This is a genomic window from Nocardioides eburneus (assembly GCF_040838215.1).
GTDB classification, from domain to species: Bacteria; Actinomycetota; Actinomycetes; order Propionibacteriales; family Nocardioidaceae; genus Nocardioides; species Nocardioides eburneus.
On the sequence record NZ_JBFPJR010000050.1, the window covers coordinates 1 to 21,735 of the forward strand.

Below are 21,735 nucleotides of genomic sequence, written 5' to 3' on the forward strand. Positions count from 1 at the left end.
CGGTGCCAGCCGAACTCCATCATGGCCCGCCTGATCAGCCGGGGCGACACGCCCACCTGGGACCTCGTGTCCCGTTCGACACCGAAGGAAGAGCTCGTGAGCAAGCGTACGTACCAGCCGAACAACCGTCGCCGCCACAAGGTGCACGGCTTCCGCCTGCGCATGCGCACCCGCGCCGGGCGCGCGATCCTGTCGGCGCGCCGCCGCAAGGGCCGCAAGAGCCTCACCGTCTGACGCGGGCTTCGCCCACCACGCCGCGTTGTTGCCCCGGCCCCACCGGCTGACGGACGCCGAGTCGTTCCGCTCAGCGGTACGCCGGGGTCGTCGTGCCGGCTCGAAGAGCCTGGTGGTCCACCTGCTCCCCGGGGAGGACTCCGGGCCGGCGCGGGTGGGCTTCGTGGTGGGCAAGTCGGTCGGCCCAGCTGTGGTCCGGAACCGTGTGAAGCGCCGACTGCGCCATCTGGCCCGGGAGTCCCTGAGGGAGCTCCCGGGCTCTGCTGTGCTTGTGGTGCGTGCGCTCCCCGCGTCCGCGGAGGCCACGTCTTCGGAACTCGGCGACGACCTGCGCCGTTGCCTTTCACGTGTGCTCACCTGAGGTCGGCCCGTGAAGTATCTGCTCATCGGACTGCTGCGGCTCTATCGGACGTTCATCAGCCCTCTCTACGGCGACGTCTGCAAGTACTACCCGTCCTGTTCCGCCTACGCGTTGGACGCGGTGCGCGAGCATGGCAGCGTGAAGGGGTCCTGGCTGGCCGTACGCCGGGTGGCGCGCTGCCATCCCTGGGCGAAGGGCGGGTTCGACCCGGTGCCACCATCGCCTCTCCACCAAGACCGTCATTCCCGCGTCCGCGGGAGCAGCACTACTCGAGGAGCCTGATTCCGTGGGAGCCATCGGCGATCTGTTCGGAGCGATCGCGACACCCCTCTACTACGCCATCTCCGGCGTCATGCTGGTCTGGCACAAGCTCTTCACGGGCGTTTTCCAGATCCCAGCCTCGAACGGCTGGTCCTGGGTCCTGGCGATCATCGGCCTGACGGTCACGATCCGGGCGCTGCTTATCCCGCTGTTCGTGCGGCAGATCAAGTCGAGTCGCAACATGCAGCTGATCCAGCCCAAGGTCAAGGAGCTGCAGAAGAAGTACGGCCATGACCGGCAGAAGCTGGCCGAAGAGACGATGAAGCTCTACAAGGAGACGGGCACCAACCCGTTCGCCTCCTGTCTGCCGCTGATCCTGCAGATGCCGGTCTTCCTCGTGCTCTTCCGCCTCATCAACCATGCGGCGCACGGCACCGCCAAGGGCTTCCTCTCCGGCGCTGACGCCGACCACATCCACGACGCGGCGATCTTCGGGGTCAAGATCTCCGCCACCTTCAGCGGGTCGGACACGGTCGGGCCGAAGATCCTCGCTGCCATCCTCGTGGTGGCGATGTGTGCGACGACCTTTCTCACCCAGCGTCAGCTGATGGCGAAGAACATGCCGGCGGACGCGATGTCGGGCCAGTATGCCCAGCAGCAGAAGATGCTGCTCTACGTCCTCCCGATCGTCTTTGCGGTCTCCGGTCTCGCCTTCCCGATCGCGGCGATGCTCTACTGGACCTCCTCCAACATCTGGACGATGGGGCAGCAGTTCTACGTCATCCGCAACAACCCGGCGCCAGGCACGCCTGCCGAGAAGGCCAAGCTCGAGCGCGACCGGGCGAAGGCGGCGCGGCGCGGCCACGCGGTCGCGGCTGAGACCGGCGATGGGATCGTCCAGGGCACCGTCGTTGACGCGCCCGAGTCGGACCGGCGGCCGGCGCAGCGCCAGCAGCCGAAGAAGCAGACCCGCAGCCAGCGCAAGTCCGGCCCCAAGGCCGGGCAGCACCAGAACCCTCAGAAGAACGGGGAGAACAAGTGACCGACCAGACCACGCAGCCCGAGGTCGACGACGCGCGTGTGAAGCTCCTGGAACAGGAGGGCGACATCGCGGCCGACTACCTCGAGGAGCTCCTGGACATCGCCGACCTCGACGGTGACCTCGACATGGACGTCGAAGGCGATCGCGCCGCGGTGTCGATCGTCGGTGCGGAGCTGCAGCAGCTCGTGGGTCAGCACGGTGAGGTGCTGGACGCGCTGCAGGAGCTCACGCGCCTGGCGGTCTACCGTGAGACCGGCGAGCGCTCGCGGTTGATGCTCGACATCTCTGGGTTCCGTGCGGATCGGCGCGCCATGCTGGTCGCGCTGGCGCAGGAGACGGTTGCCACCGTGAAGGAGACCGGTGCTCCGGTGTCCCTCAAGCCGATGACTCCGTTCGAGCGGAAGGTCGTGCACGACGCCGTGGCTGCCGCGGGTCTCACGTCCGAGTCGTCGGGTGCCGAGCCGCGTCGCCACGTGGTGGTGCTCCCCGCGTGATGTTTCACGTGAAACGATGACGTCGTGAGCGACGTACACCTGACACCCTCCGCGCCGGATTCGGCGCGGAGGGTGTTCTCTTCCGAGACCCTTCCTCGCGCCGAGCGCTACGCGGCGTGGCTCGCCGATGCCGGCGTCGTCCGCGGCCTCATCGGGCCGCGGGAGGTCGCGAGGCTGTGGGATCGTCATCTGCTGAACTGCGCCGTCCTGACCGAGCTCCTCCCCCACGACGCCTCGGTCGCGGATGTGGGTTCCGGAGCCGGCCTTCCGGGGCTCGTCGTGGCGATCGCCCGTCCCGACCTCCGGGTCACGCTGATCGAGCCGCTGCTGCGGCGCACGACGTTCCTGAACGAGGTCGCTGCTGATCTGGGGCTCGAGAACGTCACCGTGGTCCGCGGCCGTGCTGATGTCCTGCACGGGACGCAGGTCTTCGACGTCGTCACCTCACGTGCGGTTGCTGCGCTCCCCAAGCTTCTGGCCTGGTCGATGCCGCTGGTTTCCCCGCATGGTGCACTGCTGGCGATGAAGGGCACCTCCGCAGCGGAGGAAGTGGCAGAGGCCGGTTCGACCCTCAGCGAGCTCGGCTGCGCGCCGCCGACGATCCATGTGCTCGGTGACGGTCTGCTGGAGAGCACCACCGTGGCCGTCCGAGTGGCTTGGGCGGATCCGACGCAGGTATCTTTGCCGTCTGCCGCGAAGCCGCAGTCTGGCTCTCGGGTGGGTGGCAAGAAGCGCAACAAGCGTCCGGCTCAGCGTCGGCGGTGAGTTATCCACCGGCGTTTGGCCTTCGCTGAGCGTGACTTTCCACAGACCGGCCCCATTCATCCACAGGACGAGGACATGCCGCAGGACGACGATCGCCCGCAGTTCACCCCTACGGAAGCCGGGTCCGGCCCCGATGTTTCACGTGAAACGCCGACGGAGGTTTCACGTGAAACGGCGCCTCCCAAGGTCGCGGTGAGGACGGCCGGTGATCTCGCCGACTACGCCGCGGGCATCGATGACGACCACACTCCCCTGGCGAGGGCGACCGAGCACACCATCCTCGCGAGGCAGAGCGCGCGGAACCGTCCGGCGATGCCGCGGCCCGCGGCCACGCGCGTCATCGTGGCGGCGAACCAGAAGGGCGGCGTCGGGAAGACCACGTCCACCGTGAACATCGCAGCAGCGCTCGTGCAGTTGGGCCAGCGGGTCCTCGTGGTCGACCTGGACCCGCAGGGCAACGCGTCGACTGCGCTCAACGTCGAGCACCTCCAAGGCACGCCGGGCACGTACGAGCTGCTCGTCGACGGCACTCCGCTCGCGGATGTCGTACAGCCGGCCCCGGAGCTCCCGGGGCTCGACGTCGTCCCGGCGACGATCGACCTCGCGGGCGCCGAGATCGAGTTGGTGAGCGTCGTCGCGCGTGAGGCGCGTCTCCAGCGCGCGCTCCAGGGCCACCCGCGCGTCGGCGACGCCGCCTCGGCCGGTGAGGACCGCTGGGACTATGTGATCGTGGACTGCCCGCCGTCGCTGGGGCTGCTGACGATCAACGCGCTCGTGGCCGGAGCGGAGGTCATGATCCCGATCCAGGCGGAGTACTACGCGCTCGAGGGGCTTGGCCAGCTGCTCAAGACGGTCGAGATGGTTCGCGCCCACCTCAACCCGGCGCTCACCGTGTCGAGCATCCTGATCACGATGTACGACGCACGCACACGCCTCGCGGCGGGCGTCGCGCAGGAGGTGCGCGAACACTTCGGCGATCAGGTCTTGCGCACCTACATCCCACGGTCGGTCCGGGTCTCGGAGGCGCCGTCGTACGGCCAGACCGTCATGACCTACGATCCGGGCTCACCGGGCGCGCTCAGCTACCTCGAAGCGGCCCGCGAGATCGCACGCAAGGGGGTACGTCGGTGAGCAAGCCGCCCGCACGTCGTGGACTGGGTCGCGGACTCGGTTCGCTGATCCCCACCGCGCCGGTTGTCAACGAGGACGTCCGCGATGCGGACCTTGGCGCTGGAGCGCCTTCCAGCGAGGCCGTGGACCTGGAGTCCGTCGCGCCCGTGAACGGCGCTCAGATCGAAAATCCGCCTCTGGAGCCGGTCCGAGGCGCCTATTTCGCCGAGCTACCGGTCGATCAGATCCGCCCGAACCGCGTGCAGCCCCGCCACGTCTTCGACGAGGAGGCGATGGCCGAGCTCGTCCACTCGGTGAAGGAGATCGGCCTCCTGCAGCCGGTCGTGGTGCGCCGTACGGGTCCCGACGCCTATGAGCTCGTCATGGGTGAGCGGCGCTGGCGCGCGACCCAGCAGGCGGGGCTCACGACGATCCCCGCGATCGTCCGCGAGACGGACGACACGGACATGCTGCGTGATGCGTTGCTGGAGAACCTCCACCGCTCGCAGCTCAACCCGCTCGAAGAGGCAGCCGCCTACCAGCAGCTCCTCGAGGACTTCGACTGCACGCACGAGGAGCTTGCGCAGCGCATCGGTCGCTCCCGCCCGCAGATCTCCAACACGCTCCGTCTGCTGCGGCTCTCGCCAGCCGTGCAGCGGCGGGTCGCCGCCGGCGTCTTGTCCGCGGGGCATGCGCGGTCGCTGCTCGGTGTCGACGACGCGGAGCGTCAGGATCGGCTTGCCCAACGCGTCGTGGCGGAGGGGATCAGCGTCCGCGCCTTGGAGGAGATCGTGGCGCTGGGCGAGGCTGACACGACTGCGGCACCGCGGGTGAAGCGCCCGAAGCCCGCGCCGCCGGGCCTCGACGAGATCAGCGATCGCCTGGCCGACCGGCTGGAGACGCGGGTGAAGGTCGACCTCGGCCGGAGCAAGGGCAAGATCACCGTGGAGTTCGCCACCCTGGAGGACCTGCAGCGCATCGTCGACATCATGGATCCCCGCAACCGCAGTGATAGACCGATCTAGCGGCTTGACGATGTGACGATAAAACGATTTGTCGACATATCGCCTCGAGCAGCGTGTCGCGTGGCGTCGTGACCGGCCGCGTCGCCCGGGATCGACACGAGCCCGTGCGGCGACGGCGATCGCACCGACGAGGCGGCTCCATCCGTGATCTGTTCGGTCATCGGCTCGCCGCCCGCGCCATCGAGCGCCGTACGGCCGCACGGTGAGGTGGTGTCGGCGCCGCTGAGCGTCGGCGCACAGGAGGATCTCCGCGAGGACAGGACCATGCGACCCGAGCGAAGCCCCCTCCTCGCCACCTGCACAGCCCTGGCTGCGCGATCAGCCGAGGACTCAACGGCGCGGGGCTGCCACGGCCACCCAGCACCACGGGCGGTCACAGGCAGAGGACGCCGGCCCGGGTCACTCCAGCGCGGTCACTGGGTGTCGGTGCTGGGGTGTTCCGTGCCTCGGATCGGCAGGCCCTGGATCGGGCCGGTGGCGCCGAAGGTCTCGCGCAGCTCGAGTTCGGCCTCGATGACGCCGGCCAGGCGGCGTACGCCCTCGCGGATCCGCTCCGGGGTGGGATAGCAGTAGGAGAGCCGCATCGCGGAGGAGCCGTAGCCGTCGGCGAAGAACGCGGTGCCGGGGACGTAGGCGACACGCGCGGTGACGGCGCGCGGCAGCATGCCCTTGGCGTCGACGCCCGGCGGGAGGGTCATCCAGACGTAGAAACCGCCGTCGGGGACGTTCCACCGGCAGGATGCGGGCATGAGATCGGAGAGCGCGTCGACCATCGCGTCGCGGCGCTCGCGGTACATCTCCCGGAACTGCTTGATCTGGCCCTGCCAGTCGTGCTTGGTGAGGTAGGCCGAGATGGCCATCTGGGAGAACTGAGGCGGGCACAGCGTGGCGCTCTCCTGCGCGAGCACGAGCTTCTCGCGCACGGAGTGGGGGGCGAGCGCCCAGCCGACGCGGAAGCCGGGAGCGAACGTCTTGGAGAACGAGCCGAGGTAGATCACGCCCTCCGACTCGTCGGCGCGCAGCGCGCGCTTGGGCTCGCCGTCGAAGCCGAGCAGGCCGTAGGGGTTGTCCTCGAGCACGAGGATGCCCTCGGAGCGGCAGATCTCAAGGATCTCCGGGCGCCGCTCGGCGGAGAGCGAGACACCGGCGGGGTTGTGGAAGTTGGGGATCGTGTAGAGGAACTTGATCGTGCGCCCGGCGGCCTTGGTCGCCGCGATCGCCTGGCGCAGCGCCTCCGGGACGAGGCCGGCGGCGTCCATCTCGGCGTGGACGACCTCGCACTGGTAGCTCTTGAAGACACCGAGCGCGCCGACGTAGGACGGGGCCTCACAGATCACGACGTCGCCCGGGTCGCAGAAGATCCGGGTGACCAGATCGACGGCCTGCTGTGACCCGACCGTGACGACGACGTCGTCGGGGTGGGCCTCGATCCCCTCCAGGCGCATCACGTCGGTGATCTGCTCCCGCAGCTCCGGGACGCCCTGACCGGAGCCGTATTGCATCGCGACCGGACCCTGCGAGGCGACCAGGTCCGAGATGGCGCCGCCGACGACGTCGAGCGGAAGCCCGGAGATGTTCGGCATCCCACCGGCCAGCGACACGACCTCCGGTCGTGAGGCGACCGAGAAGAGGGCCCGGATCTCCGAGGCCGTCATCCCTGCCGTGCGCGCAGCGTAACGATCGACGTAGGGGTCGAGACGGGAGCCGGGCGCGCGGGAAGGGGTGTTGTTCATGATGCCTCTAGCATGAAGGATGACACAGCCTCGCGGGGAGCCGGTCCGCGGGATGGAGGCCCAGATGTCGCGCAAAATACTACCCCTGACGCTCGACAGGTTCGCCGAGCTGACGGCGCCGTGCCGCACCTGCCTCTTCTGGGAGCTCGATCCGGTGCGTCGGCGCCACGTCAGCGCCAACGACGTGATGGCCGAGAAGGAGGCCTGGATCTCCGAGGTGCTCCGCGAGTGGGGCTCCTGCGGGCGGGTCGCGGTCGTCGATGGCGAGACCGTGGGATTCCTGATCTACGCGCCCCCGTCGTACGTCGGCGGAGCGGGCTGCTTCCCGACGGCGCCCGTGTCCGCGGACGCGGTGCTGCTCACCACGGCATGGATCGACCCGCGCCACGCTGGTGGTGGGCTCGGGCGGATGCTGATCCAGGGCATGGCGCGTGACCTGATCCGCCGCACGGACGTCCGGGCGGTCGAGGCGTTCGGTGACGTCGGCCCGTTGAGCGGGATCCACGGACGGCGCTGCGCGGCGCCGGCCGACTTCCTCGCCCGAGTGGGCTTCAAGACGCACCGCGCCCATCCCACCGCGCCTCGGTTCCGGATGGAGCTCAAGCAGGCCGTCACCTGGCGGGAGGAGGTCGAGGTCGCCCTCGAGCGGCTGTGGGGCGCCGTACGCCCGCCGCGACAGCGTCATCGCCCGGCGCCCGTGCCGGCCCACCACGAGCCGATGCCGCTGCGGCGGGACGACGCGCAGGATTCCCGGCGCGCACGCCCGACGTGAGGAGCGGACCGGTCCGCAGGGACCGGTCACGGTGGCCGCGCAGGTGCGCGATCCGGAAGGACCAGTGATCGTGTCCGGCGGTCGGAGTGGGTACCCGTATCCGTCCTGAAGATCGCCGACCGACCGGGAGGACCGATGAGCTCGGAGCAGCCAGAAACCGACGGCGCTGCGGCCAACGCGGACGTCGACACCGAGATCGGCAACGACCCGGGTGTCGATGAGACCAACGACGCCTCGAACAACGAGAGCTACCACGGCTACAGCGTCGACGACGAGACGCAGCCCCAGGACACGGGGGACAGCGTGGTCGATGACGACCGAGGCCTTGAGGACCCCCTGGACGAAGGCTATTCGCCGCCGGAGAAGTGGTCGGCAGCGCAACGGTTCGGGAACACGCCGCTCGAGGAGAGCATGGGTGAGTCGCTGGACCAGCGCCTCGAGCAGGAGCAGCCCGAGCCTGATCCCTACGCCGCAGCCGCGGATGAGGCGCGTCGCAGCGGGCTGGACGAACCGGATCCGGAGGTCGGCGATGCGCGTGCCGGTCGCCTGGTCGAGCCGGACGAGGGGGCGCGCACCGATACCGAGGAGGACGTGGTCGCCGACGACGTCGGTATCGACGGAGCGGGAGCCAGTGCCGAGGAGGCGGCGGTCCACGTCGTCGACGACGACGAGCTCTAGACAGGTGACGTCGAGGGACGGTGGGAGCGGGCCGCCGGCGTCGGCGTACGGAGACGCCAAGAGCCCCGGCGGACACCGCCGACCTGAGGAGGTCGACCGGCCCGCCGGGGCTCTCGCAGCGTCAGACGTGTGTCAGCCGATGAAGGCGGAGAGCTCGTTGAGGAGCGCCGCCTTCGGCTTGGCGCCGACGATCGACTTCACGACCTCGCCACCCTGGTAGACGTTGAGCGTCGGGATGCCCGTCACGCGGTAGGTCGACGGGGTGACCGGGTTCTCGTCGACGTTCATCTTGACGAAGGTGATCTTGTCGCCGTGCTCGTTGGCGATCTCGTCGAGGATCGGCGAGACCTGGCGGCACGGGCCGCACCACTCGGCCCAGAAGTCCACGAGGACCGGCTTGTCGGACTTGAGGACCGTCGCCTCGAACTCGGCGTCGGTCACGGCGGAGATGTTGTCAGCCACGATGGGAACCCTTCTGGAGTGGAACTGCTGGGAGGTCGTGTGGAGGTGGAACGCCCGTCGAGGGGGAGATGATTCCCGATGACGACGCCGTCCGGGACATCGAGTCCGACAGACGTACGCCGGCCGCCGGGTCCCGCGAGGGGAGGCGTCAGGCGCCCGCCGTCTCCTGGAGCTCGGTGAAGACCTCGGCGTCGGCCTGCGCCTCGGCCTCGCCCTGGGCGGACGCCGCGTGGGCGAGCTCGGCCAGGAACCGCTCGGCGTCGAGGGCGGCCTGGCAGCCCGTGCCGGCCGCGGTGATCGCCTGGCGGTAGACGTGGTCGACGAGGTCACCGGCAGCGAAGACACCGGTCAGGTTGGTCTCCGTGGAGCCCTCCTTGACCAGGACATAGCCCTCGGGGTCGAGGTCGACCTGACCCTTCACGAGCTCGGAGCGCGGGTCATGGCCGATGGCGATGAAGAGGCCGGCCGCCTCGAGATCGCGCTTCTCACCCGTCTTCGTGTCGACGATGGTCAGCGACTCCACGCTGAGGTCGCCGTTGATGGAGTCGATCGCGGAGTTCCACGCGATCTCGAGCTTCGGGTCGGCGAAGGCACGCTCCTGCATGATCTTCGAGGCGCGCAGCTCGTCGCGCCGCACCAGCAGCGTCACCGAGGAGCCGAACCGGGTGAGGAAGGTGGCCTCCTCGACGGCGGAGTCACCACCGCCGACGACCACGATCGGCTTCTGGCGGAAGAAGAAGCCGTCGCAGGTCGCACACCAGGAGACGCCCTTGCCGGAGAGCTCGTCCTCGCGCGGCAGCCCGAGCTTGCGGTAGCCGGAGCCCATCGCGAGGATCACGGCCTTCGCGTAGTGGGTCTGTGTCGCGGTCTTGACGACCTTCACGTCGCCGGTCAGGTCGACCTCGACGACGTCGTCGGGGACGAGCTCGGCGCCGAATCGCTCGGACTGCGCCCGCATGTTGTCCATCAGGTCGGGACCCATGATCCCGTCCCGGAAGCCGGGGAAGTTCTCGACCTCCGTGGTGTTCATCAGCGCGCCGCCGGCGGTGACAGAGCCCTCGAAGACGAGCGGGGCGAGACCGGCGCGTGCCGTGTAGACGGCGGCGGTATAGCCGGACGGGCCGGACCCGATGACGATGACGTTGCGGGGCTCGGTCGGGGACGAGGCGATGGGCATAGGGACACTCCGTGGGTCGATGACGCTGCCGTAACGGATCGTAGGTGAGGAAGATTCCCTCATCGAACGCGACGTGCGCCCAGCGGAAGACATGCCTGCGTGGGCCGTGACCCGGCTCAGCCGGCGCGCACGCCCGTGACGGACACCTCGGCGACCTCGCCGCGGAAGCCGTCGGCGACCTGGGGGAGCGCGGTCAGCCAGATGGTCACGTAGCGCCCCTTCGCCCCGTGCAGCGTCAGCTGGCCCGAGGTGCCGAGGCTGCCGCTGGCCGCCGGTTTGCCGGTCGGCGCGGCGCTCGGGTCGTCGTCGCTGACGTAGACGCTGACCGACGTCGGGCTGCCGAGGAGATCGAGGCGCACCTTGTCGACGGCGTACGTCGCCTTCAGGTCGAGCACGAGGCCGACCCCGGTCTTGAGACCGGGCGGGGGACCCAGCTGGTCGTTGTACGTCGACGTGCGCCACGTGGTGGCCTTGTCGCCGTCGACCGCGTAGTGGGCGAGGTCGGGATACTCCGCCGGCGGATTGCCGTAGGGGTCGAAGTCACGGACATCGACGTTGCGGACCGGCACGGACCGCTGCGTCGAGACGGACGGCGAGGCGGTCGGCGACTCGTCGGAGCCGCCGAGCAGCGAGCCGCCGTGGGTGGCGTTGTAGGCGAGGGCGATGCACACCACGAGCACGGCCGCGACGGCGATCGCGATGGCCAGCCGCAGCCAGCCGCGACCCGCGGTCGCCGCCCGCTCTGGCTCGTCCGCGATCACCTGCGGGCCGGAGCCCGACCACGGCCAGTAGTCGGCCTCCGGCGCGCGCGTCGGCTCCGGCGCTCGCTGCGGGACCCGGGGTGGTGTGGGCGGCGGCGTGTCGCGCTCGGACGACGACCGCGGGGGTACGGCGGCGCGCGTCGGCTCCGGAGCGTGGCCCAGGGGCTCCTCGCTGCCGGTCCGCGGTCGGCGGGGCTCGTCGGCGAAGAGCGGCTTGGGTGTCGGCGGCTCGAGCGGCGGCGGCGGTGGGACGGGGTCGGAGCGCGGGACGTGCCAGTCGTCGTCCCAGTCGTCGTCGAAGGACGGCAGGCCCTCCTGGGTCGGCTCCGGCTCGGCGGACGGCTCCGACGACGCCGCGGCCGACCCGGCGGCGGGGGGCAGGTCGGACGGCAGCGGCGTCGCCACGGTCGGCTCGTCGAGGTCGGGGGCGGGCATCGCCTGGGTGGCGTCGGGGTCCTCGGTCGCGGGTGGAGCAGGGACGGACGGACCGGTCGCGGGCCGGGGAGTCCCGCCGAGGTCGGAGGCGTCGCCGACGTACGCCGCCAGGGCGCTGCCCAGCTCGCGGGCCGAGGGCGGCGCCTGCTCGGCGTGGGCGAGCACCCGGTCGCAGAGGTCGTCGAGCACGCGGGGGACCCCGGCCCGGACCTGTCGCGGCCGCAGCACGCGGTCGTGGGTGCGGGGGGCGGGCGGCACGCGGGAGGGGCTGCGACCGGCCCACTTGCCGGTGAGGCCGGCGTACAGGATGCCGGCGAGGTCGACCCGGTCGTCGTCGATCCGGCCGGGCTCGAGCCCGTGGAGCGCCGCCTCGACCGCGAAGCCGATGATGCGGACCGCCCCGAGCTCGTCGACCAGGACGTTCTCCGGCGAGAGCCGGCCGTGCGCGTGGCCCAACTCGTGGGCGTGCGTCAGCGTGTCGGCGACCTCCTCCGCGACCCAGGCGGCGCGTCGGGCCGGGAGCGGACCGCCGGCGGCCAGCAGGTTGTCGAGCGACGTGCCGGCGCCCCACTCGTTGACGACGTAGGCGATCTCGCCGGTCGTCTCGGCGTCGAGCACGCGCAGCAGGCGGGCGTCGCCCACGGAGGCGGAGGCGCGCGCGGCGTCCATGAGCCGGGGAGCACGGGGGTCGTCGGCACCGAGCACGTGGATGGCGACCGGGCGACCCAGGATCGAGTCGTCGGCCTTCCAGAAGCGACCGTCGCCGGACTCGCTCAGCAGGTCCGCGAGGCGGTACCTGCCGGCGAGGACGTCCCCAGAACGCGTCGACTCCATGGCGACCAGTCTCTCAGCGTCGTCCTAGCCGGCGCGTGATCTGCCCGACGACCGAGGTCATCTCGGTGAGCCGCATCGCCTGCGCGCCGAGAAGCAGCATGCAGACGTCGACGACGCCGACCGCCATCGTCTCAACGAGCGTGACGCCCCACGACGGCGACTCGTCATAGGTCAGCAGCGCGGCGTGGAACAGACCCGCGACGACGGTCGCGGCGGCCGTCACCACGACGAGGCGGACGAGGAAGCGCAGCAGCCGCCGACCGTCCAGGTCGCCGAGGAGACGGCGGAGGACGGCGTACGACGTCAGGGAGCCCACGAAGTAGGACGTGCCGTAGGAGACGGCGAGCGCGGGTGCGGTGTGGTCCGGCGACACGGAGCCGACGATCACCAGCGCGGTCACGATGTTGGTCGCCGCGATCGCGCACTGGATGTAGAACGCGGTGCGGTTGCGCTCGAGGGCGTAGAGGCCGCGGAGCATCAGGTAGTGGACGGTGAAGAAGACCAGCCCGGGCGCGAACAGCGCGATGGTGCTGGAGTAGTCGCGGTATTGGTCCGCGCTCGCGCCGTACCCGAACAGGAGTTGGGCGAGCGCGGTCGGCACAATCGGCAGCATCGCGGCCACGGGGACGACGACGGCGAGCGCCGAGCGGAGCGTCCCCGTCAGCGTGCGACCGAGGCCCTCGAGGTCGTTCGCCGCGGCGCGCGCGGAGAGCGCGGGCAGGATCGCGGTCGCCAGCGACACGGTGATGATCGAGTGCGGGACCTGGGTCAGCAGGAAGCTGTTGGAGTAGATCGTGTAGCCGGTGCCGTCCTTGCCACTGCCGCTGCCGGCCAGGATGGTGACCACGGTGTAGGCGATCTGGTTGGCGATGACGAAGAGCACCGTCCAGACGCCGAGCCGCAGCGTGTGGCCCAGTCCGCTGCCGCGGAAGTCGAACCGTGGCGAGAAGACGAAGCCGGCCTTGCGCAGGTAGGGCAGCAGGATGAGGAACTGGGCAACGATCCCCAGCGTCGAGCCCAGGCCGAGGAGCAGCTCCTGGCCGAACGAGTAGGAGCCCGTCCCCTGCGGGCCGAAGAAGCCCAGGTAGGACACCAGCACGAAGATCGAGACGACGTTGTTCGCGATCGGCGCCCACATCATCGGCCCGAAGCTGCCGCGCGCGTTGAGCACCTGTCCGACCAGCACGAACATCCCGTAGAAGAACACCTGAGGTAGGCACCAGCGGGCGAAGTCGATCGCCGAGGCGACCTGGGCGGCGTCGTGGTGATGGAAGTAGAGGTGGATGATCCAGGGCGCGGCCAGGACGAGCAGCACCGTGACCCCGCCGAGGAACAGGCCGGCGAGCGTGATGATGCGCTGGGTGTACGCCGTACCGCCGTCCTCGTCGTTGCGGAGCGCGCGGACCAGCTGCGGCACGAGCACGGCGTTGAAGACGCCGCCGGCCAGCAGGATGTAGAGCATGTTGGGGATCGTGTTGGCGACGTTGAAGACGTCCGCGTGGCCCGTGGAGCCGATCGCCGCCGCGAGCAGCGCCGAGCGAACGAAGCCACTGCCGCGGGAGACCACCGTGCCGGCGGCCATGACCGCGCTCGAGGCCAGGATCGACCGCGACGCACGGTGGCTCGGCTCGCCGCCGGCGCGGATCCGGCGCTCGTCCTCGGTGCTCGCCTCCGCGCTGTCGTCGGGGGTCTCCACGCGCACCACCGGGAGGCGCTGGGAGATCGGGACCGCGACCCGCTCCATGGTCGGGTCGGGCACCGGGTCGTCGTAGACCGGCTCCGGCGCGAGGCCGCCGGCGTACGACGGCGTCGGCTCCTCGCGGGGCGGCAGCTCGGCCCTGATCCGCTTCATCCGCGGATTCGTGTCGCTCATGATTCCTCTTCCACCACCCGGGGCCGGATCCGGCGATAGAGCCGGATCGCGATCGCGAGGAACAGCAGCGCGCAGCCCACGCCGACGAAGGACCAGATGACGACGCTGACCTGTGCGGAGCGGATCGGCAGCGAGGCGCCGCTGCCGACCGACGTACCGTCGGCGTCGGTGAGGTCGAGCCGGACGGTGTGCACGCCGTTGCGGGTCGCGCGCGCCGAGAGCAGCACGGTGCTGCGGGCCCCGGGGCCGACCTCGACGGTCTGCGGGCCGCTGACCGCGATGCCGTCGTCGGCGTGGGCGTGGAGGTGGAGCGACACCGGCTGGTCGAGGCCGTTGGCGACGGTCACCGCGAAGCGCCCGCTGTTGCTCGACAGCGTCACCGACGGCGGTACCTCGACGCTGATCTGGTCCAACGCGTGCTCGATGACCCGCCATGACCGGTCGGCGGCCTCCCCGCGGCCGCGGCGGGCGGCGTACGACGTCGACGTGAGCCCCTCCTCGAGCACGGCCGTCGCGACGGTGGTGTTGCGGCTGAGGATGGCCTGCAGGGTCCGCCCCGCGGCGAGCAGGTCGTCGACCGAGTCGAAGACGCCGGCGGGCAGCTCGGCGGCGCTCTCGGAGTGCGGATAGACGACCCGGTCGTCGGGGACGGTGGTGGCGCTCTCGCCGGAGACCGCGTCCTCGACCGTCGTGAGCGAGAGCCACGGCAGTGCGGAGAGCGCCGCGAAGAACCCGGGTGACGCGCCGGGTGGGGTCCACGTGTCGGGGAGCATGACGACGACCGGGCGGTGTCCGCGCAGCCGGAGCGCTGCCTGGGCGGCGATCCGCTGGCGGAGCGCGACCGGTGACCACCGGTCGCCGGGACCGGGACCGCCCGACGCCGCGGCGGCCGAGGTGAGGGCCAGCCGGTGACCGTCGACGAGGGCCACGGAGGGCTTCCGACCGCGCACCATCGCGTCGCTCACCAGGGTGAGCGGGCGGTCGGCGAGCAGGTCGATCGCGTCGCTGTCGAGATAGCCGGACGGCGGCGCGACGACCGGGACGCCATCGATCCCCAGCCCGTCGAGGACCGCCTTCGCCCGCTCCCGCGCGCTGGCGTAGAGGCTCCGGGCATGGACCGCGAGCGCGGGCAGGTCGGGGTCGGCGTACGGCAGGGCGAGGACCTCCCGTCCGGGCAGGGTCTCCTTGAGCCGGTCGAGCCAGGCCGACGCGACGCCGGCGGCCTCCTTGTCGAGCGCCACCTGCGCGGCGCTCTCGCCCGATCCGGTAGTCCCGTCGGTGGGGTCGTCGTCCGCGACGCCGCCGGAGCCGTCGGTGCTCGCGCCGTCGGAGGGGGAGGCGTCGCTGCTGGACGAGGAGCCGCCGGAGCCGCGGCCGGGGGTCGGGCCGAGATTGCGCGCCGGGTTGCCGGCGGCGAGCTGGCGTACGGCGTCCAGCACCGCCGGGTCCAGCAGGTAGCTGACCTGGGTGCTCGTGCTCGCGAAGGACACCAGCCGGCTCAGCCGTCCGTCGGCGCCGAGCTGGCGCACCCAGCCCGCCACGTTGGAGATCCGGCCGTCGGGCTGGTGCAGCACGCGGCGGCGGATCGGCAGGACGAGCGCGACCTTCTCCGGCGTCGCGTTCTTCTTCTGCTTCGCGACGAGGGGGAGGAAGGTCCGTGCGCGGCCGTCCGCGGTCGGCGTCCCGCCTGCGGCCGTCGGTCCGAGCGCGTGCACGCCGAACCAGTAGACCCCGGAGCCGCCGCTGCCGATCTCGTCGCGCAGCGCAGAGCGGGGGATGCTGAAGGACCACGCCACGGTCTCACCCGGAGCCACGTCGGGGATGGTGGCGTAGTGGCCCTCGCGGATGACCCGCTGGCCGACGACGGTGTCGTCGGGGAGCGCCACCTGGGCCGCGAGATCGGACTCCGAGGTGATCGGCGTGTCGCCGATGAACGGGTAGACGTGGATGTTGCTCCACGACGTGTCGTCGAGGTTGGTGAGCGTCCCGCTCACCTGGATCGGGCCCTTGCCGTTGAGCGTCGCGGCGTCGAGCGCATCGATGCTCACCGCGAGCGGGTCGGCCGGCGGCTCCGCGGCCTGCGCCGCCGGGGGCGCCACGACGCCGAGCACCAGCCCCAGCAGGAGCAGCACCCACAGGACCGGCCCGGCCGCACCTGCCGTCCGAGCCGTCGCGAAGGGGCGCGACAGCAGGGGAGGGCGGAGCATGGCGTCGAGGATATCGGCCGGCCCTCGCCGCCCTCTTAGACTGTTGCCCCGTGTCCGAGACCCAGCTTCCCCCGATCAGCGTCGCCGACGTCCAGCGCTCGGTGACGGAGACGCTGGACCGACTCGCCCCCGTGATCGAGCCGCTGGGCGAGGCGTTCGCCGCCGAGGGGTTCGAGCTGGCGCTCGTCGGCGGCCCGGTCCGCGACGCGATGCTCGGACGCGCCCACCACGACCTCGACTTCACCACCTCCGCGCGGCCCGACGACACCGAGCGGATCCTGAAGAAGTGGGCCAGCACGGATCGGCACGGTGCCACGTGGGACATGGGTCGTGCGTTCGGCACCATCGGCTGCCGGAAGGGTCCCTGGCAGGTCGAGGTCACGACGTACCGCTCCGAGGTCTACGACCCCACCTCGCGCAAGCCCGACGTCGACTTCGGCGACACCCTCGCCGGGGATCTCGGCCGGCGCGACTTCACGATCAACGCGATGGCTGTCCGGGTCCCCGGTCGCGAGGTGGTGGACCTGTACGGCGGCGTGGTGGACCTCGCCACCCGCGTGCTGCGCACGCCGGGCCGCCCTGAGGACTCCTTCTCCGACGACCCGCTGCGGATGATGCGGGCCGCGCGCTTCGCCGCGCAGCTCGGCTTCACGGTCGCCCCCGAGGTGGTCGAGGCGATGACCGCCATGGCCGACCGGATCTCGATCATCTCGGCCGAGCGCGTGCGCGACGAGCTGGTGAAGCTCGTCTGCGCGCCCTACCCCCGGCTCGGCCTGACCCTCCTCGTCGACACCGGCCTCGCCGACCGCGTCCTGCCCGAGCTGCCGGCGCTGCGGCTGGAGCGCGACGAGCACCATCGTCACAAGGACGTCTACGAGCACACCCTCACCGTGCTGGAACAGGCGATCGACCTCGAGTCGCGCCTGCCGGGCGGTGGCCCCGACTTCGTCACCCGCTTCGCGGCGCTCATGCACGACGTCGGCAAGCCCAGGACAAGGCGGTTCGTCGGGGACGGCTCGGTCACCTTCCACCACCACGACGTCGTCGGTGCCAAGCTGACCCGCAAACGGATGCAGGCGCTGCGCTTCTCCAAGGAGGAGATCGAGGACGTCAGCACGCTGGTCGAGCTCCACCTGCGCTTCCACGGCTACGGCACCGGCGAGTGGACCGACTCCGCCGTACGCCGCTATGTCCGCGACGCCGGGGACCAGCTCGAGCGCCTCCACATCGTGACCCGCGCCGACTGCACGACGCGCAACAAGAAGAAGGCCGAGCGGCTCGCGCGGACCTACGACGCCCTCGAGGCGCGCATCGAGCGACTCTCCGAGGCCGAGGAGCTGGCCGCGATGCGGCCTGCGCTCGACGGCAACCAGATCATGGAGGTCCTCGGACTCAAGCCCGGCCGCGAGGTCGGCGAAGCCTACAAGTTCCTTCTCGACCTTCGCATCGACGAGGGCGTCCTCTCCGAGGAAGAGGCGAGGCAGCGGCTGCTCGAGTGGTGGGCGGCCCGATGAGCGCTCCGTTGGACGACACCGGCTGGGCGCGGCACCTGCCGGCGGACGTGCCGGTCGAGGGTCTCGACCTGCTCGCGCAGGAGTCGCTGCCGCGCGCCTGGGCGGCGGTCTTCGCCCGCACTCCGCAGGCGCCGGCGGTCCGGGAGTGGGGCGAGGACACTTGGACGACGTACGCCGATCTCGACCGCGCCACCCGTCGGGTGGCCGCCCGGCTCGCGCGGGCCGGACTCCGCCGCGGCGACCGGATCATCGTCAGCGCCGGCTCCTCCCGCCGGCTCGTCGAGGCCTACGTCGGCGCGCTGCGGCTCGGGCTGGTCGTCGTCCCCCTCAACACCGCCTACACCCAGCGTGAGGTCGACTACGTCATCGACGACGTGACGCCGTCGGGCGCGATCGTGGACGACGAGACCCGCGCCGCGTGGATGGCGCGGACCGGTGTCGTCTGCGGCCCCGACGTCGACCTGCCCGACGGGCCCGAGGTCGAGGTCGACGCGGTCGGCCGTGACGACCTGGCGCTGGTCGCCTACACCTCCGGCACGACCGGCGCGCCCAAGGGCGCGATGCTCTCCCACGGCAACCTCCTCGCCAGCTCGGAGGCGATCCGGCTCGCCTGGCGCTGGACCGAGGCGGACCGGTTGCTGCTCGCGCTGCCGCTCTTCCACATCCACGGCCTCGGGGTGGCCCTCCACGGCACGCTCCTCGCCGGTGCCTCGGCGGTCCTGCTGCCGAAGTTCGACGCCGCGACCGTGGTCGAGGCGGCCGCGGGCGATGAGATGACGATGTTCTTCGGCGTCCCGACGATGTATGCCCGCCTGGTCGACGCCCCCGGTGTCGATGCGCTCGCCCGCCTGCGGCTCTGCGTCTCCGGCTCCGCGCCGCTCCCGGCCGACCTCCATCAGCGACTCGCCGACCGCGCGGGACAGCAGATCCTCGAGCGCTACGGCATGACCGAGACGATCATGACCGTCTCCAACCCGTACGACGGCGAGCGCCGCCCCGGCACGGTCGGCCACCCGCTTCCCGGTGTGGAGCTCCGGATCGGCCTGACCGAGGGCGACGAGGAGGTGCTCGTCCGCGGCCCGTCGGTCTTCCGCGGCTACTGGCAGCGTCCGGAGGCGACCGCGGAGTCGTTCACCGAGGACGGGTGGTTCCACACCGGCGACCTCGGCGAGGTCAGTGCCGACGGCTACGTGCGCATCAAGGGCCGCAGCAAGGAACTGATCATCTCCGGCGGCTACAACGTCTACCCGGCCGAGGTCGAGGCGGTGCTCCGCGAGCACCCGGCGGTCGGCGACGTGGCGGTGGCCGGGATCCCGTCGGCGGAGTGGGGCGAGACTGTGGGCGCGTGGGTCATCCTGCGACCCGACGCCGTCGGCTCCGCCGCGCGCCCGGACGAGCTCGCCGAGGAGCTCACGACCCACGCGCGCGGCCGGCTCGCGTCGTACAAGACCCCGCGCTCGATCAACTTCGTCGACGACCTGCCGCGCAACGCGATGGGGAAGGTGACCAGGGCCGCCCTGGTCCGCCCGGTCTGATCGTCCGGCCGGCGCAGCCGGTGATCGACCGAACCGGGACCGCACGGCGGACGGTGTTCCCACGATCTCTACTCGCGGCTAGGTTGCGGGCATGACTGCGACAGCCACGCCGCCGAACGAGCTCACCGCCACGGTCACCATCGCCGCTCCGCCCGCGCAGGTGTGGGCGATGGTCACCGACGTCGCCCGGATGTCCTCCTGGAGCCCGCAGGTGGTCAAGACGGTCGTCCTGGGCGGGCCGGTCCGCCTTGGCACCCGGTTCGTGAACATCAATCACCAGGGCTGGAAGCACTGGCCGACGAACGCCAAGGTCGTGCGCTTCACGCCGCACAGCGACTTCGCCTTCCGGATCGTGGAGAACCACACCGTCTGGTCGTTCCAGCTCGAGGCCACCGCCGACGGCGGCACCGCCGTCACCCACCGCCGCGAGACCCCCAACGGCATCTCGCTGCTCTCCCGCAGTCTCACCAAGCTGGCCTTCGGAGGTCAGGAGGCCTTCGCGGAGGAGATGGTCGAGGGGATGCGGCAGACGCTCGCGCGACTCAAGGCCGACGCCGAGCGCTGAGCTCGGGCGCCGCGGCGGGGCGTCGGCCGCAACGATCTGGTCTGTGCAGAGGCTTGCCGCAGATGACCACGGCCCCGGGGACCTGATGGTCACCCGGGGCCGTGTTCAGAGGATCACTCGCCCGCGATGAACTTCTCGAGCAGAGCGCGACCCTCGGTGTCCTCGATCTGGACCGGCGGGCTCTTCATGAGGTAGGCCGAGGCCGGGATGATCGGGCCGCCGATGCCGCGGTCCTTGGCGATCTTGGCGGCGCGGACCGCGTCGATGATGATGCCGGCGCTGTTCGGGGAGTCCCAGACCTCGAGCTTGTACTCCAGGTTGAGCGGGACGTCACCGAAGGCGCGGCCCTCGAGGCGGACGTAGGCCCACTTGCGGTCATCGAGCCACGCGACGTAGTCGGACGGGCCGATGTGGACGTTCTTGTCCTCGACCTTGCCGGCCAGCGGGCCGGTGAGGTTGGAGGTCACGGCCTGCGTCTTCGAGACCTTCTTGGACTCCAGCCGCTCGCGCTCGAGCATGTTCTTGAAGTCCATGTTGCCGCCGACGTTGAGCTGGTAGGTCCGGTCGAGGATGACGCCGCGGTCCTCGAACAGCTTCGACATCACGCGGTGGGTGATGGTCGCGCCGACCTGGGACTTGATGTCGTCACCAACGATCGGAACGCCCGCGTCCTCGAACTTCTTGGCCCACTCGGGGTCGGAGGCGATGAAGACGGGCAGGGCGTTGACGAAAGCGACGCCGGCGTCGATCGCGCACTGGGCGTAGAACTTGTCGGCCTCCTCCGAGCCCACCGGGAGGTAGGACACGAGGACGTCAACCTGCTTGTCCTTGAGGACCGAGACGACGTCCACCGGCTCGGCGGCGGACTCCTCGATCGTCAGCTTGTAGTACTTGCCGAGCCCGTCGAGGGTCGGGCCGCGCTGGACCTCGACGCCCGCGAAGGGGACGTCGGCGATCTTGATCGTGTTGTTCTCCGAGGCGTTGATGGCCTCGGACAGGTCCTTGCCGACCTTCTTGTCATCGACGTCGAACGCGGCGACGAACTCCACGTCGGAGACGTGGTAGTCACCGAACTTGACGTGCATGAGCCCCGGAACGGTGCTCGTGGCGTCGGCGTCCTTGTAATACTCGACACCCTGGACGAGGGAGCTGGCGCAGTTGCCGACCCCCACGATTGCTACACGTACCGAACCCATCAGGGCTCCTTCCTATCTGAGGTCACTTCCGCGCCTGCGGTGGTCACGTCGGCCCCTTCGAGGCCAGATGATGGCGAGGTGCGTGGCGTCTGCTCCTGCGGGTTGCGCTCCGCGTCGATGAGCTCGGAGAGCCACCTCACCTCGCGCTCGACCGACTCCACGCCGTGACGCTGGAGCTCACGGGCGTAGGAGTCGACCTCCTTCTGGGTCATGGCGAGCTGCTGCTGGATCCTGTCCAGCCGCTCCTGGAGCCGGCTTCGCCGACCCTCGAGCACTCGCAACCGGATCTCCATGTCGGTGCGACCGAAGAAGGCGAACCTGATGTCGAAGTTGTCGTCCTCCCACGCCGTGGGACCGACCTCCGCCATGAGCTCCTCGAACTCGCGGTGGCCGGCCTCGGTCAGCTGGTAGACGATGCGCTGACGCCGCGACACGGGGGCGGTCGTGGCCGTCGTCTCCTCGATGAGGCGAGCGCGCAGCATCTTCTTCAGCGTGGGGTAGAGCGAGCCGTACGACAGCACCCGGCCCCAGCCGAGCATCAGGTTGAGCCGCTTGCGCAGCTCGTAGCCGTGCATGGGTCCCTCGTGCAGCAGTCCGAGGACTGCCAACTCGATGGTCTCCGCGCGACGTGCCATGCGACATATCGTAGCGATATATCCGCGCGTTGCGAACGAGGGGCACATCGAATTTGCCTACGGGTG

General features: G+C 70.6%; 21 protein-coding genes. 13 read left to right on the forward strand and 8 right to left on the reverse strand.

Going from position 1 to position 21,735, the window contains the following annotated elements:
• Positions 1 to 96: 96 nt before the first annotated feature.
• The 8 genes from rpmH (at position 97) to AB3X52_RS18380 (ending at position 5,292) form a co-directional block, all read left to right on the forward strand.
• Positions 97 to 234: a 50S ribosomal protein L34 gene (rpmH, locus tag AB3X52_RS18345; RefSeq protein WP_367995568.1), complete on the forward strand. Its 138-nt coding sequence runs from the start codon at positions 97 to 99 to the stop codon at positions 232 to 234.
• A 28-nt stretch (positions 235 to 262) separates the two neighbouring features.
• The gene (gene rnpA / locus AB3X52_RS18350; protein ID WP_367995549.1) at positions 263 to 595 is read left to right on the forward strand and encodes a ribonuclease P protein component; all 333 of its coding nucleotides are present in this window, start codon (positions 263 to 265) and stop codon (positions 593 to 595) included.
• A 9-nt stretch (positions 596 to 604) separates the two neighbouring features.
• Positions 605 to 877, forward strand: a complete 273-nt coding sequence (yidD, locus tag AB3X52_RS18355; RefSeq protein WP_367995550.1) for a membrane protein insertion efficiency factor YidD — start codon at positions 605 to 607, stop codon at positions 875 to 877.
• A gap of 4 nt (positions 878 to 881) precedes the next feature.
• The gene (gene yidC / locus AB3X52_RS18360) at positions 882 to 1,898 is read left to right on the forward strand and encodes a membrane protein insertase YidC (protein WP_367995551.1); all 1,017 of its coding nucleotides are present in this window, start codon (positions 882 to 884) and stop codon (positions 1,896 to 1,898) included.
• Positions 1,895 to 2,392 (forward strand): Jag family protein, encoded by a 498-nt coding sequence (locus AB3X52_RS18365; RefSeq protein WP_367995552.1) that lies wholly within the window; start codon positions 1,895 to 1,897, stop codon positions 2,390 to 2,392. The genes yidC and AB3X52_RS18365 overlap by 4 nt, the downstream gene beginning before the upstream one ends.
• Before the next feature lie 24 nt (positions 2,393 to 2,416).
• Positions 2,417 to 3,157, forward strand: a complete 741-nt coding sequence (rsmG, locus tag AB3X52_RS18370; protein ID WP_367995553.1) for a 16S rRNA (guanine(527)-N(7))-methyltransferase RsmG — start codon at positions 2,417 to 2,419, stop codon at positions 3,155 to 3,157.
• A 192-nt stretch (positions 3,158 to 3,349) separates the two neighbouring features.
• Positions 3,350 to 4,288 (forward strand): ParA family protein, encoded by a 939-nt coding sequence (locus AB3X52_RS18375; protein ID WP_367995554.1) that lies wholly within the window; start codon positions 3,350 to 3,352, stop codon positions 4,286 to 4,288.
• Positions 4,285 to 5,292: a ParB/RepB/Spo0J family partition protein gene (locus AB3X52_RS18380; RefSeq protein ID WP_437440580.1), complete on the forward strand. Its 1,008-nt coding sequence runs from the start codon at positions 4,285 to 4,287 to the stop codon at positions 5,290 to 5,292. The genes AB3X52_RS18375 and AB3X52_RS18380 overlap by 4 nt, the downstream gene beginning before the upstream one ends.
• 413 nt (positions 5,293 to 5,705) lie before the next feature.
• Here the strand turns inward: AB3X52_RS18380 and AB3X52_RS18385 are convergent, their stop codons facing one another.
• Positions 5,706 to 7,025, reverse strand: a complete 1,320-nt coding sequence (locus AB3X52_RS18385) for an aminotransferase-like domain-containing protein (RefSeq protein WP_367995555.1) — start codon at positions 7,023 to 7,025, stop codon at positions 5,706 to 5,708.
• A 19-nt stretch (positions 7,026 to 7,044) separates the two neighbouring features.
• Between AB3X52_RS18385 and AB3X52_RS18390 the strand changes: the two genes are divergently transcribed.
• Together AB3X52_RS18390 and AB3X52_RS18395 are read left to right on the forward strand one after the other, a co-directional pair.
• Entirely contained in the window at positions 7,045 to 7,797 is a 753-nt protein-coding gene (locus AB3X52_RS18390) for a GNAT family N-acetyltransferase (protein WP_367995556.1), read from the forward strand.
• A gap of 135 nt (positions 7,798 to 7,932) precedes the next feature.
• Positions 7,933 to 8,475 (forward strand): DUF5709 domain-containing protein, encoded by a 543-nt coding sequence (locus AB3X52_RS18395; RefSeq protein ID WP_367995557.1) that lies wholly within the window; start codon positions 7,933 to 7,935, stop codon positions 8,473 to 8,475.
• A 132-nt stretch (positions 8,476 to 8,607) separates the two neighbouring features.
• Here the strand turns inward: AB3X52_RS18395 and trxA are convergent, their stop codons facing one another.
• From trxA to AB3X52_RS18420, 5 genes are all read right to left on the reverse strand, one after another.
• Positions 8,608 to 8,937, reverse strand: coding sequence for a thioredoxin (gene trxA / locus AB3X52_RS18400; RefSeq protein ID WP_367995558.1), 330 nt, complete (start codon positions 8,935 to 8,937; stop codon positions 8,608 to 8,610).
• Positions 8,938 to 9,085: 148 nt separating this feature from the next.
• Positions 9,086 to 10,114 (reverse strand): thioredoxin-disulfide reductase, encoded by a 1,029-nt coding sequence (trxB, locus tag AB3X52_RS18405; protein WP_367995559.1) that lies wholly within the window; start codon positions 10,112 to 10,114, stop codon positions 9,086 to 9,088.
• A gap of 116 nt (positions 10,115 to 10,230) precedes the next feature.
• A complete protein-coding gene (locus tag AB3X52_RS18410; RefSeq protein ID WP_367995560.1) occupies positions 10,231 to 12,144 on the reverse strand; it encodes a protein kinase family protein in 1,914 nt (637 codons plus the stop codon).
• Between the two features lie 13 nt (positions 12,145 to 12,157).
• A complete protein-coding gene (murJ, locus tag AB3X52_RS18415; RefSeq protein WP_367995561.1) occupies positions 12,158 to 14,017 on the reverse strand; it encodes a murein biosynthesis integral membrane protein MurJ in 1,860 nt (619 codons plus the stop codon).
• Positions 14,014 to 16,224: a DUF6049 family protein gene (locus AB3X52_RS18420; RefSeq protein WP_367995562.1), complete on the reverse strand. Its 2,211-nt coding sequence runs from the start codon at positions 16,222 to 16,224 to the stop codon at positions 14,014 to 14,016. The genes murJ and AB3X52_RS18420 overlap by 4 nt, the downstream gene beginning before the upstream one ends.
• 50 nt (positions 16,225 to 16,274) lie before the next feature.
• Between AB3X52_RS18420 and AB3X52_RS18425 the strand changes: the two genes are divergently transcribed.
• The 3 genes from AB3X52_RS18425 to AB3X52_RS18435 all read left to right on the forward strand — a co-directional run bounded on the left by AB3X52_RS18425 (position 16,275) and on the right by AB3X52_RS18435 (position 19,838).
• A complete protein-coding gene (locus AB3X52_RS18425) occupies positions 16,275 to 17,738 on the forward strand; it encodes a CCA tRNA nucleotidyltransferase (protein WP_367995563.1) in 1,464 nt (487 codons plus the stop codon).
• Positions 17,735 to 19,273 carry an AMP-binding protein gene (locus AB3X52_RS18430; RefSeq protein WP_367995564.1) on the forward strand — a complete coding sequence of 513 codons (1,539 nt, stop codon included), beginning with the start codon at positions 17,735 to 17,737 and terminating at the stop codon, positions 19,271 to 19,273. Before AB3X52_RS18425 ends, AB3X52_RS18430 begins: the two co-directional genes overlap by 4 nt.
• A gap of 91 nt (positions 19,274 to 19,364) precedes the next feature.
• Entirely contained in the window at positions 19,365 to 19,838 is a 474-nt protein-coding gene (locus tag AB3X52_RS18435; RefSeq protein WP_367995565.1) for an SRPBCC family protein, read from the forward strand.
• Between the two features lie 113 nt (positions 19,839 to 19,951).
• Here the strand turns inward: AB3X52_RS18435 and AB3X52_RS18440 are convergent, their stop codons facing one another.
• Entirely contained in the window at positions 19,952 to 21,034 is a 1,083-nt protein-coding gene (locus AB3X52_RS18440) for an inositol-3-phosphate synthase (RefSeq protein ID WP_367995566.1), read from the reverse strand.
• A complete protein-coding gene (locus AB3X52_RS18445; protein ID WP_367995567.1) occupies positions 21,034 to 21,669 on the reverse strand; it encodes a PadR family transcriptional regulator in 636 nt (211 codons plus the stop codon). Before AB3X52_RS18445 ends, AB3X52_RS18440 begins: the two co-directional genes overlap by 1 nt.
• Positions 21,670 to 21,735: the final 66 nt, after the last annotated feature.